The sequence below is a fragment of the Piscibacillus halophilus genome (assembly GCF_900110685.1).
GTDB classification, from domain to species: domain Bacteria; phylum Bacillota; class Bacilli; order Bacillales; family Alkalibacillaceae; genus Piscibacillus; species Piscibacillus halophilus.
In genome coordinates this window covers 31098-47679 of the sequence record NZ_FOES01000011.1, presented here as the reverse complement: position 1 = coordinate 47679, position 16582 = coordinate 31098, and the positions used below count along the sequence as shown (strand labels likewise).

The window sequence follows — 16582 nt, the reverse complement described above, 5'->3', positions numbered from 1 at the left end:
TAACATTGGCCAATTAGGAAGTTTCATTATTAACAAAAATTGTGCACAATTTTTAAAAGAACCTCCCTTTAATTTTGATTGTATAATAGAGTTTCAATAGACTCTATAACCTTAGTAAACTATTTACATAACTTTTACATAATGATTTTTGAAGTGAAACTATGGACATATTAAATGGAATATTAAGTCATTTGAATGGTATGATGAATTTAAGTATAAATACGGAGGGTGATTCAAAGATGAAACAAGTAACACCTTTTTTGATGTTCCAAGATGGAAATGCGGAAGAAGCGATGAATTTTTATACGTCACTTATTGAGGATTCGGAAATAACAAGTATTTCTCGGTTTGGCTCTGAAGGTCCTGGGGAAGAAGGGAAGGTATTTCAAGCAACTTTTTCTCTAAAGGGTCAGGAATTTATGTGTTTTGACAGTTTTATTAAACATAATTTCTCTTTCACACCATCGTTCTCAGTCTTTTTAACATGCGATACAGAAGAAGAGCTAGATGAGTTATTCGAAAAGCTAAGTGAAGGTGGAGAAGTATTAATGCCATTAGATAACTACGGGTTTAGTCAAAAGTTTGGATGGGTTAATGACCGATTCGGTATTTCGTGGCAGATTAACCTTCCATAAGAAGGTCATAGTCACCAATTCTGAAGTAATTAATTTTATGAATTAAAGATAGTACGAGTAAATAAATTAATGATTCATTGTTTAGCTGTTCTTTTTAAATAATCCTTATCATAAGCTTATAAGAACAGTTTTTTTGGAATTTACACTTTACTTTTTTAAAACATTAAAATGACTTTTGCGGGATAAGTGGAATAAAGATTATGAGGAAGTGAAAAAATGCTACTTGAACAAGCCTCACAGCAGAAGGCGGCCAAGGTTGCAGGAATTAGTTTGCTGATTATGGCAATTTTAGGTCCCTTTGCTTATTTATTTGTGTTCCAGAGTTTGGTTGTTTATGACAATGCTGCAGAAACGGCACTAAACATCATGGATTCTCAGGGACTGTTTCGTGCAGCGATTGTAAGTCTTGTCATAGTCGTGATTCTTGATGTTATTGTAGCCTGGTCGCTTTATATAGTATTTGAACCATTTCATCGTAATCTTTCGTTGCTAGCAGCAAGCTTTCGAATTGTGTACGCTGCTATGTTTGGTGTGGCGGTTTTCCAGAATTATAACGCGTTAAAAATCTTGTCGGATGCAGAATATTTAGTGGGATGGGAACTAACGGAACGCTATAATCAAGCTATGTTATATATAAATGCGTTTAACAATGGATGGAATATTAGTCTTATTATCTTTGGCATCCATTTATTAATTCTTGGATACTTGGTTTTTAAGTCGCTTTATTTTCCGAAATTTTTAGGGGGCTTAATCATCATTGCTGGATTAGGATACCTCATTGATTCACTTGCCTTGATTCTCTTCGGATCTTATAGCTTTGAGCTTTCCGTGTACACTTTCATTGGTGAGCTGTTATTAATTATCTGGCTTTTTATTAGAGGTAGGAATGGGTTTCCGTCTTAGTTAGTTCATGTCAACTTGTTAAAAATAAAATAGAAATAAAAACGATATTAGGATATAGCTCAGTTCATATTGGACTGAGTTTTTTTGTGAATAAAATACTGCTAAATAATAAGGGTCAGATCACTATTAAAAGAAGTAACAAAACTAATATGAATAAGCCCCAAATATTGCAGATACTAAGGTTAATCAAAACTAAACAAACGTATAATGCCAATTAAAGTAGTATATCAAACACCAAGTCTTCCCAGAATATATATCACGTTTGTTGCCTTTAATTCTGATAAAATTTGGGGGTTATTTACATGAAGAAATCGATGTTTTTATTCTTAACTATAGGACTATTCGTTATGTTTTCTGCTTGTGGTTCTAGTGGAAATTTATATGAACAAATCAAAGAAGAGGGGGTCATCACCGTTGGAACGGAAGGTACATACCCACCATTTACTTTCCACAATGAAGAGGATGAATTAACAGGTTATGATATCGAAGTGATAACAGAAGTAGCAAATCGTCTTGATCTTGAAGTTGATTTCAAAGAAACTCAATGGGATTCCATGTTTGCTGGATTAAATGCGGAACGATTTGATGTCATCGCAAACCAAGTCGGTATTGATGAAGAACGTCAAGCCAAATATGACTTCTCTATTCCATATACTTACTCAGGCGCAGTTGTTGTTGTACCAGAAGATAATAACGATATTACGTCGTTTGAAGACATAAAAGGTAAAAAATCTGCCCAATCGCTAACAAGTAATTTTGGTGAAATTGCGGAAGGACATGGTGCTGAGATCGAATCTGTAGAAGGACTCGCACAGTCAATTGAATTAATTAACCAAGGTCGGGTTGATGTAACAGTTAATGATAAATTGGCTGTTCTAGACTATATGAATCAAAAGCAAGATTCGACTATCAAAATTGCTGCAGAAGAAGAGAATGTTTCAGAATCAGCATTTATGTTTAATAAAGGAAACGAAGAATTGGTTGAAGCGGTTAATGAACAGTTAGAAGAAATGAAAGAAGACGGTACACTAGCAGAAATTGCAGAGAAATGGTTTGGTGAAGATGTCTCTTCAAAATAATGTTTTATTAACTGTAGCAGAGGGTGCAACGGGATGGGAACTGATAGAGAAATCTTTTTGGCCGATGGTTGAAGGGGCGATTAAGTTTACGATCCCCCTTACGTTAATATCGTTTACATTAGGATTAATCATAGCTTTAATTACTGCGGTTATGCGGCTTTCTAATTCGAAAATTTTAAGAGCTCCTGCGATTATTTACGTATCAGCCATTCGTGGTACGCCTTTACTTGTTCAGCTTTTTATCGTTTTCTATGGAATGCCAAGTATCGGATTAACGATTGATCCTTTTCCAAGTGCTGTTATTGCTTTTTCTTTAAATGTGGGTGCTTATGCCTCTGAAATCATTCGTGCTTCTATTTCATCTATTCCAAAAGGACAATGGGAAGCAGGCTATTCGGTTGGTATGACTTATAGAACGACACTTAGAAGAATTATTCTTCCTCAAGCATCAAGGGTGTCTATTCCGCCACTTTCCAACTCATTTATAAGCCTTGTGAAAGATACTTCTTTGGCATCGTTAATTCTTGTAGCAGAACTATTTAGACGGGCACAGGAAATTGCTGCGCGGACGTATGAATTTATGATTATTTATGTAGAAGCGGCGGTTTTATATTGGGTCGTTTGTTTTCTTCTATCTATTGGTCAAGAAGCACTTGAACGTAGGCTTGATCGTTATATTGCAAAATAAGGAGGGTCCAATATGTTGTTATCCATTAAAAGGCTAGCAAAATCATTTGATGACCTTGAAGTACTAAAAGATATTAATATGGATATAGAAAAAGGTACAGTTGTAACGATTATGGGACCTTCAGGATCGGGAAAAACCACTCTATTACGTTGTTTGAATGCGTTGGAGGAGCCTACTAATGGTGTTTTCTCATTTGATGATGGCTTTACACTAGATTTTCAACATAAAATCAATAAGAACGACTTACTGACTCTACGTCGTAAATCAGGGATGGTATTCCAATCTTATAATTTATTTCCTCACAAGACGGCTATAGAAAATGTAACTGAAGGACCCATCATTGTCCAAAGAAGGTCGAAAGAAGAGGTATACGAACAAGCGAATAATCTACTGAAAAAAGTTGGGTTAGAAGATAAAAAGGACCTTTATCCACACCAATTATCGGGAGGTCAACAACAGCGTGTTGGAATCGCTAGAGCATTAGCTATTGAGCCTGATCTTCTATTGTTTGATGAGCCAACATCTGCCCTTGATCCTGAGTTAGTGGGTGATGTCTTAAGTGTGATTAAGGATTTGGCAAACGAAGGGTGGACCATTGTAATCGTGACACACGAAGTCCAATTCGCTCAACAAGTTTCGGACCAAGTTATTTTTATGGATGGTGGGTATATTGTAGAGCAAGGCCCACCTGAAAAAGTACTTCAAAATCCGAGTGAAAATAGAACACAACAGTTTTTACAAAGAATATTGAACCCATAAAAAATCCACAATCAATTTTATTGACTGTGGATTTTCTTATTAATTGAGTCTTTTTATCCTATTTCTTCTAACAGGTTATCCGAAATCATGTTTTATACATTCAATAAAGGTTAATGGACTTGTAAGGAGGGATATCATGACGTCTCTTAAGGCTTTAGTGTTAAATGCGTCGCTAAAATCCTCTGATCAATTGTCCAATACAGAGGTGCTAACTAACGAAGTTCTAGACATTCTTTCAAAAGAAAATGTTGAAACCGAAGTGATTAGGCTGGCAGACTATAATATTTCTTTAGGTATTAGTAAAGATATGGGAGATGGAGATGAGTGGCCGCAAATATTTGAAAAGATTAAGGAAGCGGATATTCTATTAATGGGAACGCCAATATGGTTAGGTGAAAAAAGTAGTTTGGCGACATTAGCTATGGAACGATTAAATGGAAGTAGTGATGAAACCAATCAATATGGCCAGTCCGTTTTTTATAATAAGGTTGCAGGTGTCGTTGTTACCGGGAACGAAGATGGAGCGAAGCATGCCGCAACCTCAATTATTTTCGGACTTTCACATTTGGGTTTTGTCATCCCGCCACACGCTGATGCTTATTGGGTAGGAGAGGCAGGACCTGGACCATCTTATATTGAAGGAGAAGGTCAAAATAATTCATTTACTAAGAAACATGTTGAAATGTTGGCATACAATACACTCCATCTCGCCAGAATGTTTAAAGAGAACCCGATACCTGCTAAAGGGAATTTATTAGATTAGGAAGAGGCTCATTCATTGGGCCTCTATTTTTAATGAATATCTAATTTGTTTCAGGAATATGGATTAGGCAGGGAGGAGTGAGTGTGATGATCGAAGCCCCTGTCCAACATTTTTATACGGTTCAACCAGGTGATACGATCTATCAACTATCACGAAGGTTTGGGGTGACTGTTGAAAATTTATTAGCAGCTAACAACATTTCATCTCCTAACCAACTATTGGTAGGTCAACAGATTTCCGTTCCTCAAACTTTCATTCATTATCGTGTAAGACTTGGAGATACGGTATTTCGCATTGCTCGAATGTTTGGTGTTTACCCAGAGTCCATCATAGCTTTCAACCAATTACAAGCTCCGTACTTTATCTACCCTAATCAACTCTTATTGATCCCACCAGGGTTACCTTATTACACGGTTCAGCAAGGAGATACACTTTTTCAAATTGCTAGAAAGTATAATGTTATAACGAATCGTTCTATTAATACTCAATTAATTCAAGAAGTTAATCAGTTGCCAAATTCTAATATTTTCCCAGGTATGCAGTTAGTCATTCCTTACGCTCCGCCTGGAGGCCAAGGTTTGATTACGTACAACTCGAATCATTCAGGAACTTATGATTTATGGCTTTATAATACCAACAATGGTTCACATCAAATGCTCACCCAAAATCTAACCGATTCATTTACAGTACCTTATTGGTCACATGATCGTCGTCTATTAGCGTTTGTTGGTCAACATTATATAGTTTATGTGTTGGATGTAAACAATGGTCAAATAGCCCAATTAGACCAATTGACACCTGATGACATTTTGACATTAGATTGGTCACCTGATGATCAAAAGATAGTTTATACAAAGAATAACCAAATTGTGATATATGATGTTATAAAGCATGAGTTTCAAACAATTACCAAGCAATTACCAAGAGATGCTCAATGGTTTCCAAATGGTGATCAACTGTTGTATTCAGCATTAGACTCCAATGGTAATAGACAAATGTATAGAGCCAATATAAATGGTGGCGATGAACAACAGTTGACTAATCAACAGGTGCCAGTTAATTTCTTGAGATTATCACCAGATGGGGAAATGGCTTTGTTTACATCTCCAGGAGTGAGTATATCGATTATTCATACACTCGAACTGGATACAGGCAATATGTACAGTTTAGAAGGTGGGCCATTAGGTAGGGATTATAATCCAACTTGGTCACCTAATTCCTCTCAAATAGCTTATAGTTCGAATGATTTTTCTGATTTAAGAGGGTATTATTCGCAGGTTAAAACGGTAGGGAGCAGAGGAGAAAATGATCAAATCAACGCGTTATCCAATTGTTTTTCCACGCCTTTAAGTTGGTCACCTGATGGTCAAAGTCTTATTTATTTATCTGGTTGTACAGAAGAGACGTTTGCTAATTCGATGTGGTATTTAAATCTTAATCATCCTGCACCCATTCAGTTATTTAATGTGAATGGAGTTATAACGTCCATGAGCTGGTCACCTTTGCCATAAATAGAACTGAGAACAACTTGAGGTCCTCAGTTCTTTTAAAAAGGTTACAGATCGATATTTTGATTGACACGATTTAATTCTTTAACCGCGTAAACAATCATGGTTTTATATAAACGAATAATGGATTGACCGTAAGAATCACCTGGAACTGCCCACTTACCATTTAACCCAAACCAAGTTGGAGCACTTGCTCTTGTGACTAAATCAAATCTAGGATCTACAAGTTCTTCTTCTTCTGGCAGCGATCGATTGGATGCATATGCATATAAATGTTGAATGTGCGCTCGAACACCCTCTTCAGGTGTTTCAAAGCTTGCGCCGCTATTTTCAGGACCTGTTGCACCAATTCCAGCATAATTGTTTTGGTCAGGTTGAACGAGACCTGTGAAGCGGAAATAGTCTGTCTCAAGGATTGCTTGAGCAAATGCAACATCACCACGAACACTATACTTTTTTCCTAATTCAAGATAATAATTCGCAATATCGGGGGCGTCTGGATTAACATTTTTGACGAAGCGTTGCATTAGTTCTGGTGATAAATAGGTGGCTCCTTGAATGGTGTGGCCAGTTACTTCACTTTTTTTTTCCTCTTGAGAAGTTGATTCGGTTAAAATATAAGCATCTTGTATTCCAACTGATTTTACCTCTTCTAGGCGCTTTTCAGCATTTTCACGATTGGAGAATGCACCGGCTTGAACACGATACCAGACTGTTCCGGAAATCGTTGTGGTTGTGACAAAGGACTCAATTCCACGATTATCAAGATATTCTACACGACGATCTGCATTGTCGCGTGTTTGAAAAGAACCAGCAATGACTTTATAAATAGCATCTCCATCATCTTCTTTTGGAGTTAAGTTAAATGCTTTTACAAGTCCGTTAACATGTCCTTGAGCTACATCTTGGCGCCAATTTGGATCCCCTATTAACGCAGCATCTTGAGCGTTGTCGATAAATCCATTTTCAGTGAGCATCGCAGACATTGTTGTTTCCCTTAAAACATGAAAATTAGCTTTCTTTTTCCCTCGATTGGATAGTCTATTAAGTTTAATAATTTCTTCATGAATTGTGTCGCGATATTGTGCAGTTTGTGATGAATCTGAAAGGCTACTATGAATATAATCCTCATAACCTCTCGCACTACCATTGAAGGCATTACAGTGAATGGATAAATAAAAGTCAGCTCCCCATGAATTGGCTTCATCAGTACGCTGATTAAGTGTTTTGGTTATATCACTTGTTCGACTCATAAGGACTTCTACGTTTTCATAGTTTTGAGTTAATAGATTGCGAATTCGGAGAGCGATATCGAGGTTGACACTTTTCTCAGTTAATCCATGCCCAGTTGCGCCAGAATCAGTTCCACCATGTCCCGGGTCTAAATAAAGTTTCATTCCATTCCCTCCTAAATAGAGATTTAATACATAATATTATATGAAATCTCTTAATTTTGAAGTGGACCATTATAGTATTTTGGTGAAAATGAGATAGGTATCATAGATAGGTTTTAGTTCAATCATCCTATAGTTGAAGTTATGAGGATAGTGTAGAAACGATTAGTTGGTAGGGCTCTTCTAAAGATTTATTAAAATGTAAAAGTAAGAGCATGATCTAATAGAGGAATTTTTTTCAACGCTTGGTCTTACTCTAATATTGAATGTTATAAAGCAGTTGTGAAGGTGTTCCTCGAATGAGTTCTAGGACCCAGTATCGCCAAAAATGGAATCGACAAAATAAATTAGTACTTTCCATTATCTCACCTCCATTTTGAGTTAATAACGGTTAATTCTAGATTGATTCATAGATTCCTGCAACGTATTAAAATTAATTTTTAAAAATCAGATGTTTAATAAATATCTTAAACAGGAAAACATATAACAAATCCTAATTTAGGTGGTGATTCTGATAATGGATCAGAACAAAAAACATCTTAAGAATAAAGATACGGTTGATAACAAGCGAAAAAGTGTAAACGAAGAACGCCGAAATGAATTGCATAAATATAAAGATGAACAATTAGTCGATGATATTCCGTTAAAAGATTTAGAGATTGAAGAGAAAAATACTAAAAAGAAGACGAATAGTCAAAGTACGTCTCAGTCTGAGCAAAAGTATAACAAGTAAAAAAGAGTCAGGCATTCGGATGCCTGACTCTTTTTGTTTTTACATAAAATCAAAAAAGTAACGGATGACGTGAAAGAAAACAGGCGATGTATAAGCGAGACTATCAACACGACTCAAATATCGGCCTTTCAGAGTCTCCTGTTTTTTATGATCGTTTATTAATAAATCGCGTTTCAAGAAGGAGATCGTGACACATCCTAAAAATCCTGTCACGCTAATAAGGACACCAGATAAGATTCCAAACGTTAAATCAAATACGGTGAGATATGGATATAAGTAATAAGATACAGCAGTGGTGGTGAGTAACGCGACAAAAAATCCTTCCCACGTAATATAAGGATTAGCCGTTGGGACGACCTTGTTTTTACCTATGTAAATGGATACGATATATTGAACGACATCATTAAATTGAGTTAGAACAATGAGAAATAATACTAAGTTAGGACCGTACTCCGGTGAAGCAACTGAATAATACGATAGGTGACTAAGACCAAATACCATTAGCATCAAGCCCCATTGTGTGAAGCTCACCGACCTTAAAAAACCTAACGTCCCTTTTCCGAAGATTCGAGGCAGTGGTAAAAATAAGAAGACATAAACCGGGATAAAGATAATAAACATTCCGTACCAACCAATGTAAATCCAATAAAATTGAAATGGGATGGTCAGATAAGCCCAAAGAAATAATCGACGATCGGATTTTCTTGTTTGCATCATGGAAAAATACTCTCTTAATGCAACTAAGCAAAGGACCATAATCGAGATTAAAGATACAAGTGGATTAAATAATGTTGCAAAACTAAAGACGACGAGCATTCCCCACCAAGTCACGACCCGAGATTGAATAGTGGTGAAGTCTTTATGAGGTTGTTTCTTTTTAATTATATAAAAAGCTGTTGTGGCAACAGTTAATACGAATAGTAAGATGGATAACGTCCAAATCGTTTCGGTCATAAAGTCTCCCCCTCATTTCTAAAAACTGCATTCATTTTACAGGAAATAGTATATAATGAAAAGTAAGAATTTTTTGCATGGGTTAAAGAGGGGATACGATGAGTGAACAACATGTATATATCGTGCTTTCAGATACAGGGACGTTATTTACCAGTTTAATTAAAACGTACACGAGAGCACCTTATAATCACGCGTCTATTTCGTTTGACTCCGAGTTGAAGGAAATGTATAGCTTTGGTCGAAAAAAACCTAGAAACCCTTTACGTGGTGGGTTTGTAAAAGAAAATGTACTCACTGGAACGTATAGCTATTATCCTGAGACGACATGTGTTATCTATAAAATGAAAGTGACAGCTCGAGAGAAGGAGAAGATGAAGCGGATTTTAAATGTCTTTATCCGGAATAACGATAAGTTTTTATATAATTTTTTAGGTGTGGTAGGTGTATCGATTAAGGAACCGATTGAATTTAGTAATTCTTATTTTTGCTCTCAATTTGTAGCAGAAGTTTTAAAGCGATCTGGGATTAGATTGTGGGATAAACTTCCAGCTATGGTCACACCCGAAGATTTTAGAAAAAGTGAGAGGCTTGAATTAATATATGAAGGTAAGCTGTTTGAGTTTGGATCAGTGAAGAAACAGATACCTTAAATCTATTATAAGTATTGTATTTTAAATCTATTAATGTTTTACTATTAAAATAAAAATATTAAAGTGTTTTTCCACTTTATGTGGGGGAATGTTAAATGAAGTTTTTCTCTAAGATCTTTAAAGTTACTCAATTATCAACGATTAGATTAATCGTATTATTTTATGTTTTTGCAGTTATCTTCTCTATGGCACTATTAAGTATTCCATTTTTCCATCGTGAAGGTGTAGAGTTATCATTTATAGATTTGTTATTTACAGCGGTTAGTGCCGTTAGTGTAACTGGATTAACGGTCGTTCCAACAGCCGAGACATTTAATTCTGCCGGGAGTATTGCGTTAGCGGTTGTTTTACAGTTTGGTGGAATTGGAATAATGACTCTTGGTACTTTGATTTGGGTGCTACTTGGGAAGAAAATTGGAATAAGAGGTAGAGCACTGATTCAAATTGATCAAAATCGTGCCACTTTAGGTGGATTAGTTGGATTATTAATTACGGTTTTTAAAATTGTTTTATTAATTGAATTAATCGGGACAGTCATTTTAAGTATATATTTTTTACAGTATTTTGATACCTGGCCAGAAGCTTTACTCCAAGGTTTCTTTGGAGCAGTTAGTGCGACAACGAACGCGGGTTTTGATATTACAGGTTCATCACTGGAGCCATTTGCAAATGACTACTTTGTTCAATTTGTTAATATGTTGTTATTGATTTTAGGTGCAATTGGTTTTCCGGTTTTAGTCCAAGGGAAAACGAGAAATCAACCCTAAATATACCTTTTCATTATTTACTAAATTGACGACCATTACGTTTTTTGCGTTAATATTAATCGGATGGATTTTGATTTTATTGTTAGAAAGAAATGGAATGTTTTTTGCTGATAAAACCTGGCATGAAAAAATGTTTTATAGCCTCTTTCAGAGTGTTACGACTCGAAACGGTGGATTAGCTACAATGGACGTAAGTTTGTTTTCCAACCCTACATTACTCATGATGTGCGCGCTCATGTTTATTGGAGCATCACCAAGTAGTGTGGGGGGAGGAATTCGAACCACCACCTTCGCCATTATACTTTTGGCGATATATAATTTTGCTAGAGGTCGGCAAAATATTAAAGTTTTCGGTAGGGAAATAGCGACTGAAGATATTATTCGTTCTTTTATTGTCATGTCGACCGCTGGTATGTTATGTTTGTCTGCTGTGATTATTCTTGCTCAGATAGAAGAGTTTCAATTAATGCCGATCATATTTGAAGTATCTTCTGCTTTTGGGACGACTGGATTATCAATGGGGATTACTCCAGAATTAAGCACAGCTGGTAAAGTAGTCATTATTTGTTTAATGTTCATTGGAAGGATTGGGATCTTTTCATTTTTATTTTTAATAAGAGGAAATCCAATCAAAGACAATTATCAATATCCACAAGAAAAAGTGATTATAGGTTAATTTAAATGAAGGGAAATAGCTTGATACACGAAAAAACGCTTGGATTAATGATATATCCAAGCGTTTTGCTGTGTTGTTTGACGAAAGCTCTTGTTAGTTCAAGGAGAAATATTGGCCTCATGAGCGAAGTTCTTACAAGCCCATTCTCCTTCTCTCTTGAATAACTCATATACAGATTCATAGTCAGTCGGCGGTTCATCTATCCAATTAAATAGGATGCGAATGATAGCTTCTTTTTCTGGGAAGTGGCGGATAAAGACTTCCGCTTGTTCGTGAAGTCGTGTCGTCCAAACTTGAGAACGTACCATCACCATGGAATAGTAAGTTCGAATGAGTTTGCGTGCGAAGTTTTGTGTATATGTCTTGAAGTCTTGATTGGAAGCTGATTCTAACCTGTTTAGCGCCCTAGTAAGGGACTCACAAATATCACCATTGAAGCGATCAGCAATCTCTGATGTTAGTTTATAAGGACCAAACCGTTCCCCTAAATCCTCTCCATAAACACAAACACACAATTCCTTAAGAAATGCATTTTCGTAATAATTTTCCGGGTCAACTGTATAGTCGTAATATGCAACAGCAATCCCAACATCCCGAACTAGGGAACGATACTTCTTAGACAGTTCATCCGAAAGCGTTTTTAATTCAGTCAACTTGTTGGAACTAAGCTCGCCAGCAAACAGAGCGATAAGATCTAAATCTGACTTAACGGCAACGGCATCACCTCTGGCTACGCTACCGTACAGATAAACACTATGCAATTGTTGATGAAACCAATTTCTAAGACTCTCGACAGATTCTTGAATACATGGCTCATAGATAGGATCAATTTTGTCGATCCTAACATCGCTTACAATAAACCCATTACGATCTAGACCATAACCCGCTCTTAAATGCCTCATTTCAATTTCCGCCTTTTCTCTTATTCGTTTTATCCATTATAACATCAAGAATGTGGACAAATGGCGGTGATTAAAAATCATACTTCGCATCCTCTTCATCACGAATGCGTTGGTATGTTTCAGTTAGGACAACGGTATCTTCTACTAATCGTTCTAAACGGAAAAGAACATCATGGTTAATTATTTCTTTTCGTTGAAAATCCTCTTCTTCAATAAAGACATAAGACTGAACGATTTGCGCTTTCATATAGCTTAGGATCGGTTTTAACTGGTTTTCTAATATTAAATAATGTTTGGGAGAACCAGCTGTTGCTAACATACTCACTACTTTATCACGAAAAGCATTTACCGGAAGTAAGTCAAAAATGTTTTTTAACGTTGCCGGAATAGATGCTTGAAAAATAGGCGTTCCAATGATAATCGCATCTGCTTCCATAAGCGTTTTGGTCACATAGCCGGTATCGCCTTCATATTCAAGGTAATTACGACCATCACTAAATTGAATGTCATAATCGGCTAAATCCAATAAAGTGACGTCGTGGTCTGGGTACTTGTCTTGTAGAACCTGAACGGTATAGTCTATGGCGGTTCGTGTTTTTGAACCAACACGTGAGCCTGATAATGCTACAATTTTCATCTGTCATCCTCCTACTTCTTCGTATACTTTCGAATTGCTGGCAGCACTTCTGAACCAATGGTATCGATGTTTCGTTTTAACCGATCAAAGGTCACTCCACCAAAATCCATCTGAGCGATATAACGTTGGTGACCAAAAAGTTCATGTTGATATAAGATTTTTTCAATGACCTCTTGCGGGCTACCGATGTTCATCACATCGCGCGGGTCAGCTCCTTGGGCGAAGTGTTGCTTTGGAAAGCCTTGGCCGTTAGTGCGCTTCATTCCTTCATTGATATGAGGATAAGTCTCACGCTGGGCTTGTTGGGTCGTTTCCGCAGTATAGAAAAAGCCTGCAGTTGAAACGGGAAAATCAGCTGGATCAAACCCTCTGCTTTCTAAGGCATCACGGTAAGCGTCAATAGAACGTTTGAAAATGGTAGCAGGACCACCTAGATGAGCTAAGTACATCGGAACACCAGCATAGCCTGCTTTACGTGCACTTGCGGGTGTTCCCCCAACTGCACGCCATATCGGCATAGAGCCATTTTTCGGACGTGGTAGAACTTTGGCATTACGAAGCGGTGCTCGATATTTGCCTTCCCAATTAACGATTTCGTTTTCATTAATTTGAAGGAGTAAATCAAATTTTTCTTCAAACAGATCTTCGTAATCTTTTAAGCTGTAGCCTAATAGGTCAAAGTTTCCAACACGTGATGCACGACCAGCCACAATTTCAGCACGGCCTTTTGAAATCAGATCAAGCGTTGCAAAATCTTCATACGCCCGGACAGGATCCAGCGTGCTAATAATCGTAGATGAGCTTGAGATTTTAATCTTTTCCGTCGCTTGTGCAATCGCTGCTAACACGACCGTATGAGCCTGTGTCGTAAAGAAATCCTGATGGCTTTCACCGACACTGAAAAAATCAATCCCCGCTTGTTCAGCAAGTTTTGCTAATTCAATAATCTCATGAATTCGCTGCTCCGCAGAAATTCGTTCACCTGAATTAGGATCTGGTAGGTGATCCCCTAAAGTATATAAGCCAAATTCAAGGCCATTGTTCGGATCTATACGATATTGTTCCATATGAAGAATCCCAACCTTCTTTGTTTTATTATCTAAATTGGAGAATTTATTATCTGTTTTTTGGATTTTATTATTTAAAATTAGAGCTTTATAATCTAATTCATGAAATTTATTATCCAAAATTAAAATTTTATTATCTAATTTCTAATGTTTATTATCTTTTGATTTACATTTATTCTCTAATTTAGAATTGGTACCATAATTTATGATAACTCAATCTGTTATTCAAGTTAATTTCAACGACTTGGAAACGAGAATCAGTTATGTTCGGATTTATACTCAAGTTTATAATTCTTATACTAAACTTTTTTAAGTTCATACTAAACTTTTTAAGCTTCATACTAAATAAAATTCCATTCATACTAAACAAAATGCTGATTATACTGAATAAGACAACCTCTCTCTAACATATTTCTTTATAAAGGAGAGGATGGGAATGCTTAGACATATTGACTGGCAAATGGTCTCTTTTGTTGGTGCTTCGATGTTGAAGGAGTACTGGATTTATTATAGATTACCGCAGGTTTATTATTGGGAAACGCATATCGAATATAATGTTAATAACTCAGCCTAGGTGTATGAACTCAATATCTGTTCATAATAAGAATATGAATGGAGGTTGAGTATGAGTAAGAAGAAAAAGCAACAAGAAGAAAACAAAGTAGCCGAGAAGAATTATGAGCCTTCGGATTATGAGGGACACACTCAATTAGAGGAAGGTCTTGCTGAAACACATGAGCAGGTTTCAGATGGTTATCACGAGGGTACGATTGATCGTGCTAAAGGGAAGGAAGATTAAGAAAGAGCTCCAGTGCAGAACTGGAGCTCTTTCTATGCGTATTCAATCAATTTTTCACATTCATTAGCGCATTTACGGCAAGCTTCAGCGCATTGTTGGCAGTGATCATGGTCGTGTTTGGCACATTCATCACCACAAGCACGGCAAACAGAAGCGCAAAGTTGGGCGTATTCATTTACGAACTGAGTATCAAGGGTTAGAGCTTGTTCAAAATTTGAACAAATGTCTGCGCATTCACGGTCTAATCTTACACATTCAATCATTTGCTCTAAGTCCGATTCTTGAAGGCATGCTGAGTAACAATGATTACATGCTTCCATACATTCGTGTAAAGCTTGTATGACTTGGGCGTATTTTTCGTGGCTCACATCCATACCTCCTTAATAGGTTATATAGATATATTGCCACCCCCAAATTAATCTAAACATCACGAGGCGAGTTTTTCGTCATGAGGTTTTTCGTCTATAAATTTAAAGTATGGAAGCAGAATACCCAATAAAGAAGTTAAACAAATAATGCCACCGATCATGAAATACATAGGTCGGATGCCGTACAGTTCACTAAATACACTTCCCATCATCAAACCGAGTAGCATAGCGCCACGCACAATTAACATTCTGACGGAGACGACTTTTCCCATTAATCGGTTTGGGACAACCTGTTGAACAAGCGTAATATTGTGAATACTAAAAATTGCCATCATAACTCCGCCAATACTTTCAGTAAAAATGGCCAAGTAAATACTATGGTTTAAACCGAGAGCGATAAACGTCATACCACCTATAAATAAAGCGCCAAGCATGAGAAGGCGACGACTGTTGATTTTAATATATCCGATTAGTAATGTTCCAATGACATAACCAATTGGAAACCCTGCAAGGAATAGACCATAGTGGAATTCAGTTCCAGAGAGTACATCAATAATATAAGGGATCCTAATGACAATCGTGACACCGACTCCAAGTTGAACAAAACCTACAAAAATTCCAAGCCAAACAATCATTTTTTGAGTAAAAAAGAATGATGTTCCTTCCACAAATTCTTGAATCCAAGGTTTACGAATGTCTCTTGGACCTCGTTTTTCCTGAACTTGTAAGATTAAAAAGCCGCTCAATAAAAGTAATGTGCTAACCATTGCTAACGTCAGCTCAACACTTAAGTATTGGACGACAACACCAGCGCCAATGGGAGCTACAACCGTCATAACACGTACGGTACTTTCAAGATACCCATTCGCAGTCGCCAACTGTTCTTTATTGACTATCGTCGGCGTTATAGCCTGGTTAGCTGGTACGTAAAGAGGTGTAATTATCCCTATTAAAATTTGAACACCATACAGCTGCCAAACTTCAAGTTGACCCATTGCTAAAGCTAATAAGGGCAATAGAAAAATGATCCCTCTCGTCCATTGAGTCAATACCATAATCCATTTTCGGCTCCAACGATCGATATACGGCCCAATGATCAGTTGAAGAATTAAGGATGTTGCATAATATAGGATCCACATGCTTCCAAGAGCAAATGGGGATCCAGTTAGTCGATAGACTAAAATAGACATGCAAAACGTTCCAAATGCTCCGCCCAGTTCTGGTACGCCATTACCTAGCCAGACCGAGATAAAGGAACGATTTTTCAATAAAGAATTCAATATGGACACATCCCAAGCTT

Annotated in this window: 18 protein-coding genes and 1 pseudogene; 12 read left to right on the top strand and 7 right to left on the bottom strand. The window is 36.8% G+C overall.

The window, feature by feature from the left end; all coding sequences use genetic code 11:
- Window positions 1-239: 239 nt before the first annotated feature.
- From BMY57_RS07160 to BMY57_RS07130, 7 genes are all read left to right on the top strand, one after another.
- The gene (locus BMY57_RS07160) at window positions 240-635 is read left to right on the top strand and encodes a VOC family protein (RefSeq protein ID WP_091773366.1); all 396 of its coding nucleotides are present in this window, start codon (window positions 240-242) and stop codon (window positions 633-635) included.
- Window positions 636-851: 216 nt separating this feature from the next.
- On the top strand, window positions 852-1538 hold the full coding sequence (locus BMY57_RS07155; RefSeq protein ID WP_091773344.1) for a DUF4386 domain-containing protein: 687 nt from the start codon (window positions 852-854) through the stop codon (window positions 1536-1538).
- A 302-nt stretch (window positions 1539-1840) separates the two neighbouring features.
- Window positions 1841-2617: an amino acid ABC transporter substrate-binding protein gene (locus tag BMY57_RS07150; protein WP_091773343.1), complete on the top strand. Its 777-nt coding sequence runs from the start codon at window positions 1841-1843 to the stop codon at window positions 2615-2617.
- Window positions 2601-3305, top strand: coding sequence for an amino acid ABC transporter permease (locus tag BMY57_RS07145; RefSeq protein ID WP_091773342.1), 705 nt, complete (start codon window positions 2601-2603; stop codon window positions 3303-3305). The genes BMY57_RS07150 and BMY57_RS07145 overlap by 17 nt, the downstream gene beginning before the upstream one ends.
- Window positions 3306-3320: 15 nt before the next feature.
- Window positions 3321-4064 carry an amino acid ABC transporter ATP-binding protein gene (locus tag BMY57_RS07140; protein WP_256205268.1) on the top strand — a complete coding sequence of 248 codons (744 nt, stop codon included), beginning with the start codon at window positions 3321-3323 and terminating at the stop codon, window positions 4062-4064.
- A gap of 136 nt (window positions 4065-4200) precedes the next feature.
- Window positions 4201-4827 (top strand): flavodoxin family protein, encoded by a 627-nt coding sequence (locus BMY57_RS07135; protein WP_091773340.1) that lies wholly within the window; start codon window positions 4201-4203, stop codon window positions 4825-4827.
- Between the two features lie 83 nt (window positions 4828-4910).
- Window positions 4911-6338 carry a LysM peptidoglycan-binding domain-containing protein gene (locus tag BMY57_RS07130; RefSeq protein ID WP_143063797.1) on the top strand — a complete coding sequence of 476 codons (1428 nt, stop codon included), beginning with the start codon at window positions 4911-4913 and terminating at the stop codon, window positions 6336-6338.
- A gap of 44 nt (window positions 6339-6382) precedes the next feature.
- Here the strand turns inward: BMY57_RS07130 and BMY57_RS16580 are convergent, their stop codons facing one another.
- On the bottom strand, window positions 6383-7732 hold the full coding sequence (locus BMY57_RS16580) for an N-acetylmuramoyl-L-alanine amidase (protein ID WP_091773338.1): 1350 nt from the start codon (window positions 7730-7732) through the stop codon (window positions 6383-6385).
- 514 nt (window positions 7733-8246) lie between these two features.
- Between BMY57_RS16580 and BMY57_RS07120 the strand changes: the two genes are divergently transcribed.
- Window positions 8247-8462 carry a YczO family protein gene (locus tag BMY57_RS07120; RefSeq protein WP_091773337.1) on the top strand — a complete coding sequence of 72 codons (216 nt, stop codon included), beginning with the start codon at window positions 8247-8249 and terminating at the stop codon, window positions 8460-8462.
- A gap of 39 nt (window positions 8463-8501) precedes the next feature.
- On the opposite strand, the gene BMY57_RS07115 is transcribed toward BMY57_RS07120, so the two are convergent.
- Window positions 8502-9416, bottom strand: a complete 915-nt coding sequence (locus tag BMY57_RS07115) for a phosphatidate cytidylyltransferase (RefSeq protein ID WP_091773336.1) — start codon at window positions 9414-9416, stop codon at window positions 8502-8504.
- Between the two features lie 98 nt (window positions 9417-9514).
- Here BMY57_RS07115 and BMY57_RS07110 point away from each other — a divergent pair, with 98 nt between their 5' ends.
- Entirely contained in the window at window positions 9515-10066 is a 552-nt protein-coding gene (locus BMY57_RS07110) for a C40 family peptidase (protein WP_091773335.1), read from the top strand.
- A 95-nt stretch (window positions 10067-10161) separates the two neighbouring features.
- Window positions 10162-11509, top strand: a pseudogene (locus BMY57_RS07105) (TrkH family potassium uptake protein).
- A 98-nt stretch (window positions 11510-11607) separates the two neighbouring features.
- On the opposite strand, the gene BMY57_RS07100 reads toward BMY57_RS07105, so the two are convergent.
- The 3 genes from BMY57_RS07100 to BMY57_RS07090 form a co-directional block, all read right to left on the bottom strand.
- Window positions 11608-12411, bottom strand: coding sequence for a nucleotidyltransferase domain-containing protein (locus BMY57_RS07100; protein WP_091773334.1), 804 nt, complete (start codon window positions 12409-12411; stop codon window positions 11608-11610).
- A 70-nt stretch (window positions 12412-12481) separates the two neighbouring features.
- Window positions 12482-13048 carry an NADPH-dependent FMN reductase gene (locus BMY57_RS07095; protein WP_091773333.1) on the bottom strand — a complete coding sequence of 189 codons (567 nt, stop codon included), beginning with the start codon at window positions 13046-13048 and terminating at the stop codon, window positions 12482-12484.
- 11 nt (window positions 13049-13059) lie between these two features.
- Window positions 13060-14115, bottom strand: coding sequence for an LLM class flavin-dependent oxidoreductase (locus BMY57_RS07090; RefSeq protein WP_091773365.1), 1056 nt, complete (start codon window positions 14113-14115; stop codon window positions 13060-13062).
- A gap of 436 nt (window positions 14116-14551) precedes the next feature.
- Between BMY57_RS07090 and BMY57_RS16050 the strand changes: the two genes are divergently transcribed.
- The gene (locus BMY57_RS16050; protein ID WP_175616026.1) at window positions 14552-14689 is read left to right on the top strand and encodes a hypothetical protein; all 138 of its coding nucleotides are present in this window, start codon (window positions 14552-14554) and stop codon (window positions 14687-14689) included.
- Window positions 14690-14740: 51 nt separating this feature from the next.
- Entirely contained in the window at window positions 14741-14914 is a 174-nt protein-coding gene (locus BMY57_RS07085; RefSeq protein ID WP_091773332.1) for a YozQ family protein, read from the top strand.
- Window positions 14915-14946: 32 nt separating this feature from the next.
- Here BMY57_RS07085 and BMY57_RS07080 read toward each other — a convergent pair whose 3' ends face one another.
- The gene (locus BMY57_RS07080; RefSeq protein WP_091773331.1) at window positions 14947-15282 is read right to left on the bottom strand and encodes a four-helix bundle copper-binding protein; all 336 of its coding nucleotides are present in this window, start codon (window positions 15280-15282) and stop codon (window positions 14947-14949) included.
- 59 nt (window positions 15283-15341) lie between these two features.
- Window positions 15342-16562 carry an MFS transporter gene (locus BMY57_RS07075; protein ID WP_439895791.1) on the bottom strand — a complete coding sequence of 407 codons (1221 nt, stop codon included), beginning with the start codon at window positions 16560-16562 and terminating at the stop codon, window positions 15342-15344.
- Window positions 16563-16582 lie beyond the last annotated feature (20 nt).